Genomic DNA, 4107 nt, shown 5'->3' with positions numbered 1-4107 from the left:
GGCGGCGGTGCTGCAGGAGAAGCTGTGGGGCACGCTGCGTGCACCGGTGCTGCGGGTGGCCGCCGCCAACACGCCGGTGCCGTTCGCCACCGAGCTCGAGCGCACCCACTTCCCCACCCAGGACGGTCTGGTCGCGGCCATCCGCCAGAGCACCTCCAGTTAGGCCTCGCACGCCGGACCGGGCGGGGTAACGATGACTTGGGGTGCGGCGACGATCACCGGCGCGTTCGTCACCGAAGGTCCGGCCCGGTGACCTGGCCACGATCATCTACACCTCCGGCTCGGTCTGCCGGTTGACCGCCTGGATCACCAGCGCGGTCATGACGATGATCCACACGAAGAACACCCCGAGCGGGATCCAGATCGCGAACAGCCCGTTGAACGCCAGCGGCCCGGTCTTGAAGAAGATCATCAGACCGCCGGGCGCGGACAGCGTCGTGACCCACAGGCTCAGGTAGGCCGACCAGCGCGGGAAGACCGGGAACGGGCTCCGGTCGCCGAAGATCGCCACCGCCACGGCCAGGTACCAGACGGCCAGCGGTGACCAGTCGAAGACAAAGAAGAACCAGCCGAGGTCGGAGAACCCCCGGGTCAGCTCGGCGGACACCTCGTCGGGGCGGAACGAGGCGACGCCCCAGCAGATCACACTGGATACGCCGATGATGGTGGCGACACCGAATGCCGCGACCTGCACGAACGTCATCGACGATGACGAGTCCCTGATCCGGCTGGTCATCGCGGCGATCGACGCGCCCCACGGCATGATCAGCCCCAGGCCGGCCATCATCAGCGCCAGCCCGGCCCGGATCCGCAACGGTGAGCCGGCGTAGAACGCCTTGATCTCCTCGGCGCTCGCACTGGCTCGCGGCGGCGGCCAGAGCCCGGCCAACAGCAGACCGCCGCCGATCAGCACGATGAGCAGCGCGCCGCACCAGGCGCACATGAGGACCTGCCTGCGGGAGACCGTGAGGTCGACGGTGACCCTGGTGGCCAGACCGGATTCGGTCATGCTCGATCTCCTGGTCCCGGGTTCGCCCGCGCCAGACCCGCGAGCAGCTCCCTGGTGGCGGCGAAATCCTTGCTGCTGAGCCCGAACTCGGTGGCCGAGAAGTCGGTCGCGCCCGCGTCGGCCAGGGCCCGCAGCCGCGAGGTCACCGTCGCGGCGTCACCCACGATCGCCACGTCGGCGGGACCCATCGAGTTGCCTGGGCCACCTTCCGCGTCGAGCATCGCCCGGTAGGACGGCAGGGTCGCATAGGTGGCCAGCGCACCGGCGATCATGCTCCGTACCTCGTCGGGCCGGTCGGTGACGCACACCGGCAACCCGGCCACCACCCGCGGCGACGGGCGGCCGGCGGCAGCGGCGGCGGCATCGAGAGCCGGACGGATGGTGGTCCCGATGGTGCGCGGGCCCGACAGCCACAGGATCGACCCGTCGGCCCGCTCACCCGTCATCGCGAGCATCCGGGGCCCCATCGCGGCGACCAGCACCGACGGTGGGGTCGCCGAGCGCGCACCACCCGAGAGGTCTTCGAAGCCGGACCAGATGTCGCCCGTGAACGCGACCTTGCGGTCCCGCAACGCCGGCAGCAGCACGGACAGGTACTCGTCCATGTGCTTGGCCGGCGTCGTGAACGGGATCTTCAAGGTCTGCTCGACGAGCGGTTTGTGCGCGAGCCCGATGCCGAGCGCGAGCCGGCTGCCGCACGCCTCCTGGGTGGTCAGGGCCTGCGCGGCGAGCATCAGCGGATGCCGGGTCCACGTCGGCACGACCGCGGTGCCCAGCTCGATCCGTGACGTCGCGGCGCCGGCCGCCGCGAACACCGTCAGCGCGTCCGGCACGGCCAGCTGGCCCAGCCAGTACGAGGCGAAACCCGCCGCCTCGGCCGCCGCGGCGTGCGCCACCAGCTTCGACACCGATGCCCCGGTGGCGACGAGACTCGACCCGTTGATCCCGATCCGCATGCCCGTACTCCCGAAGATCAGGTCGAGACCTGGCTGAACATCTCCACGCCGACGCCGGAGGTCGCGCCGCCGTCGACCACGATGTCGGTGCCGGTGATGTACGAGCTCTCGTCGCTGGCCAGGAACAGGGCAGCGGCGGCGACCTCGTGTGCCTCACCGATCCGGCCCAGGGGCGCCATCCGGGCACTCATGGCCTCGATGTCGACGCCGGCCATGTCCGGGGCGTCCATCATGCGGGTGCGGGTGGCACCGGGGCACACGGTGTTCGCGCGGATGCCCACGGAAGCGAGCTCCAGCGCGGCCACCCGGGTCATCCCGCACACCGCGTACTTGGCGGCCACGTAGGCGACCAGCGTCGGCGTGCCCTGGTGGCCGTCGATGGAGGAGATGTTGACGATGGAGCCGCCGCCGGCCGCCACCATCGGGCCCACGACCGCCTTCATGCCGAGGAACACCGCGATCTGGTTGACGTCGATGACCTCGCGGTAGATGTCCTCGGTCATGTTCGGGATGGGTACCGCGCGCAGGACGCCGGCGTTGTTCACCAGCACGTCGACCTTGCCGAAGCGCTCCACGGCGTCGGCGACCGCGGCGGTCCACTCGGCCTCTCTGGTGACGTCGAGGTGGCGGTAGGCGACCCGATCCGCCCCGGCCCCGCCGATCTCCTTGACCAGGGCCTCGCCCTCGTCGTCGATGACGTCGGTGACCAGCACCTTGGCGCCCTGCTCCGCGTACAGCGTGCTGATGGCCGCGCCCATTCCGCGCGCGCCACCGGTCACGATCGCTACCTTGCCGGCGAGTCGGTCGCCCATGTCAGGTCCTGCCTTCTGGGTGGGTGAGTGCTCAGTCGCGTGGGATGGCGAGATCAGCTGGTCCTGCGGGTGAGCGGGATGGAGTCGAACGCCCGGGTGAAGGCGCTGCGGTCCAGTCGCAGCACCTGGGAGTCGAGCTCGAAGTCCGGCAGGTGCGCCACAATGGCCTCGATCGCCTTGTTCGCCTCGACACGACCGAGGTGGGCGCCGAGGCAGACGTGCACGCCGTGACCGAACGCCAGGTGCTGGCCCTTGCGGGTCACGTCGAAGCGGTGAGGGTCCGGGTACTGGCGCTTGTCGCGGTTCGCCACGTGGATCATGCAGATCAGCGGCGAGCCGGCGGGGATCGTGACGCCCTGCAGCTCGACCTCGACGTTGTTCTCGCGGTAGACGAACTGCACCGGGGCGCACAGCCGCAGCGCTTCCTCGTTGGCCTGCGCGACCAGTGACGGGTCCTCGATCACCAGCTTGAGCTGGTCGGGGTTCCGCAGCAGGTAGGTGATGGTGTTCCCGATGAGGCTGGTGGTCGTCTCGTTCGCCGCGCCCATCAGGATGATCAGGAACAGCACCGCCTCGATGAGGGTGAGGGTGTCGCCCTCCTCGGCGCGCACCATGTCGCTGATCAGGTCGTCGCCGGGTTCCTGGCGGCGGGCCTCGATCAACGGCATGAACGTCATGCCGAACTCCATCAACATCCCGATGAGGTTCACCGCGGCCCCGGCGGTGCCCCGCTCGGGTCCGTGCACGCTGGCGGAGAGCACGTCGGACCAGCGCTTGAGGTCGGGGTGCTTGTCGACGGGCAGCCCGAGGATGTCGCCGATGACCCGGATCGGGACCGGCACCGCGAGCTTCTCGTTCACCTCGAAGGTCGAGGCAGTCTCGATGCCGTCGAGGCACTGCTTGACGATGGCGTCGACGCTGTCGCCGAGCGCCCGGATGCGGCGCGGCACGAAGCCGCGCGCCACGATGGCGCGGATGCGGGTGTGCAGCGGCGGGTCGACGCCGACGATGACGTTCGCGTTGCCGAACTCACTGAGGTCGAACGGGATGGATGCGATCAGGTCCTGCAGCCGCTGCAGCATCTCCGGGTCCTGGTCGCCCTCGAGCCGGGGCGGGAAGCCGATCAGCTGCTCCTGGTTCGGGCGCGCCGTGTAGAGGTCGTGGTTGCCCAGGATCTCCTTGACGTCCTCGTACCGCGAGATGACGTACTTGCCGTCGGGCAGCCGGTACACCGGGTGGTTCTCCACCAGCTGGTCGGCCGTCTCGGCGGTCCGGTCGTCACGCCAGGACACGTCCCAGGGATCGAAGAGAAACGTGTCGCTCCCAGCGG

At 69.8% G+C, this 4107-nt stretch carries 4 protein-coding genes; all 4 read right to left on the bottom strand.

All coding sequences use genetic code 11. The features are described from left to right. Positions 1 to 268: 268 nt before the first annotated feature. Entirely contained in the window at positions 269 to 1009 is a 741-nt protein-coding gene (locus VGH85_21065) for a hypothetical protein (protein ID HEY2176306.1), read from the bottom strand. After that, positions 1006 to 1965 (bottom strand): TIGR03564 family F420-dependent LLM class oxidoreductase, encoded by a 960-nt coding sequence (locus VGH85_21060; GenBank protein HEY2176305.1) that lies wholly within the window; start codon positions 1963 to 1965, stop codon positions 1006 to 1008. Before VGH85_21060 ends, VGH85_21065 begins: the two co-directional genes overlap by 4 nt. Before the next feature lie 17 nt (positions 1966 to 1982). Beyond that, on the bottom strand, positions 1983 to 2777 hold the full coding sequence (locus tag VGH85_21055) for a glucose 1-dehydrogenase (protein ID HEY2176304.1): 795 nt from the start codon (positions 2775 to 2777) through the stop codon (positions 1983 to 1985). A 53-nt stretch (positions 2778 to 2830) separates the two neighbouring features. Beyond that, the coding region (locus VGH85_21050; GenBank protein HEY2176303.1) for a cytochrome P450 at positions 2831 to 4107 on the bottom strand (1277 nt) is incomplete at its 5' end.

Source organism: Mycobacteriales bacterium (assembly GCA_036497565.1).
Lineage (GTDB): Bacteria > Actinomycetota > Actinomycetes > Mycobacteriales > QHCD01 > DASXJE01.
This window is presented reverse-complemented; position numbering and strand designations above follow the sequence as displayed.

Coding starts and splice junctions, on each gene's coding strand:
- VGH85_21065 (HEY2176306.1), bottom strand. CDS start 1,009: ATGACCGAATCCGGTCTGGCCACCAGGGTCACCGTCGACCTCACGGTC.
- VGH85_21060 (HEY2176305.1), bottom strand. CDS start 1,965: ATGCGGATCGGGATCAACGGGTCGAGTCTCGTCGCCACCGGGGCATCG.
- VGH85_21055 (HEY2176304.1), bottom strand. CDS start 2,777: ATGGGCGACCGACTCGCCGGCAAGGTAGCGATCGTGACCGGTGGCGCG.